This window comes from Staphylococcus kloosii (assembly GCF_032139365.1).
Classification (GTDB): domain Bacteria; phylum Bacillota; class Bacilli; order Staphylococcales; family Staphylococcaceae; genus Staphylococcus; species Staphylococcus kloosii_A.
In genome coordinates this window covers 1-2364 of record NZ_JAVTDB010000045.1, presented here as the reverse complement: position 1 = coordinate 2364, position 2364 = coordinate 1, and the positions used below count along the sequence as shown (strand labels likewise).

General features: G+C 26.9%; 1 protein-coding gene. It reads right to left on the bottom strand.

Features of this window, described 5'->3' with window-relative positions:
* Positions 1–1369: 1369 nt before the first annotated feature.
* The coding region (locus RPL90_RS05655; protein WP_313546575.1) for a glycosyltransferase at positions 1370–2364 on the bottom strand (995 nt) is incomplete at its 5' end.

The window sequence follows — 2364 nt, the reverse complement described above, 5'->3', positions numbered from 1 at the left end:
TAAATGATCCTATTGATTATTATTTCTTATATTTATTTACAGACAAATTATAAGAAAATTTTTCTAAATTGTAGAGTGCAACTGTATCTTAATTGATACGGTGATTTTTAATCAAACAAAGCAATATAAGAAATTAATAATATTTTTATCAGTTTAACATTATATACAGTATGGAATAAAAATTAATCATTTAGGCAATTAAAATATTAGTGACAGAAAATTGTGTTAATTTATATTTAAGTCAAATAAAAAGGGGTGAAAGTTATGACGGGTGTCATTTTAGACGCAGTAAAATGGGCTGCAAATAACACAGAAACAATAATGAAAGCGGTAGATTTTGTCAAAGACCAATTTTCGTAACAATAAGCTAATTGCAATTGAAATAAGCCTCGTCTAACTAAATAGATGAGACTTATTTTTATTTACATATACGAACTTTTGTTCTGTTATAAAGACGAGATGATTGTGTGAAAGTTATTAATCCAAATATACCAGAACCATATAAGTACAAATCTGGCTATCGTAAAATACCCCGTGAATATCTCAATCTTAATATTCCACAAGGGAGAGGTAGTGTAAAATGAAAGCCTTTCGCAACCGGCTAGAACAATATCAAAGTTTAGAGCAATATATGATAGACCAGAATAAAGTCGATAGACCTATATTATCTGACAATCAACTGGAAATATTAAATTAAAAGTTAATAGTTAAAATGTTCAATAATCCATATATTGAATTAAGCTATTTTAACGACGGTCATACAAATGAAGAAATTGATTACGTTCATAAAGTTGAAGTTCTTGAAAGTGAGTTAAAGTTATCTGTTAATAGAGAGATTAAAAGATTAAGGTTATTAGATATTATTAAAATAAAATAGTAAGAGTGATAATTTATATTTTATAATAAGATAAGTTCATTTTATTTTTGTTAAGGGTGTTAGTCTTGTAAAAAATATAGAAATAGCATCATCATTTTTGATAGCAATAATATTAATTATTTTTCTAGTTTATCAATTTTATTTCGGTCATCTAATACGCGGGATTATACGGTTATTAATGTTGCTTTTTAATATTTATTAAAAGAAATATAAGAAAAAATAAAAGATAAACATTGAATTAAAATAGTTCCACCTAAATGAATAGGTGGGTATTTTTCAGGACAAAAAAAGCAGATTATTTAAAATATGGCTGAAAGAACTGATACGATAGCCTTTTTATAAAATAGTAAAAACTGAGAAAATTGAATTTTCAATCTACATTTGATAATGTATCAAAACGCTTTGTAACAATTCGTTACAAAGCGTTTTTTATTAATATGAATAAGTCGCGTTTTGATGTTTGTAAGTGTTTTGCTCTAAAATTTGATAATGTCAATTATTCAACGTTGAAAATAGAAGCTTATAGTTTTCAATGGCAGCCGTGTACTTTAATTCTGAATTTGTTTGTACACTTGGTAGTGGTCGCTCAATGACTTCTTTCATATAATCGGCTAATTGAGATATGTTATTTGGCTCTACAAGATAACCATTCTCACCATGATTAATTATTTCTGATGGGCCATATTTAATATCATAAGAAACGACTGGGCATCCAGACTCAATGCTCTCCATAACTGATAAGGCAAAACCTTCAAATTTACTAGTAAGTAGGGAAGCCTTAGATTTTTTAAATTCTAATGATGGATTATTAGTATAATCATAAATATTCACTTTATCTTGAATGCCATAATCATTTATGAGTTTTTCCAATATTTCTTTTTGATTAAATTCATCTTTACCAAAAATAGCAAGCTTAGTTGAATGACCACTTTCTAAAAATTTATTATATGCTTTAATAATATGATCTAGTTGCTTTTCAACGCCAAGTCGACCTAAGAAAATAAACCTATCTTCTTTTTCTTCTACATTAGTGTCAGTTACTTTATTAAGTATAAAATGTGGTATAACGCTAATTTTTTTAGAGTCTATTGGGAATGTATGCTGTATATCATTTTTTTGTTTGTGCGTTAGAACAATGTATTTTGCAACTTTATCTGAGTTATTTAGAGCAAATTTAAACGAACCTTTTATGCTGTTTTCATTTAAATGACTACTATGAAAAACTAGAAGATTGTTAGTATTATTATTTTGTTTCAAGAGTGGGGCATCTAACGCTCTTGCATCACAAAATATTGTGTCGCCATCTTTGAACCTATTATCAAAATAATATTGAAAGAATTGCTTTTCTGATGAAAAAGTCATGTGAGGTCGTTCATTTTGATATGTTTGTATATAAATTAATTCGTTTTTATCATTGTTTTCGTAAAATTTTTCACAATAAAGCGTACCATTAATATCATAAAATGCTTCTGCTATTTTTTTAGTAG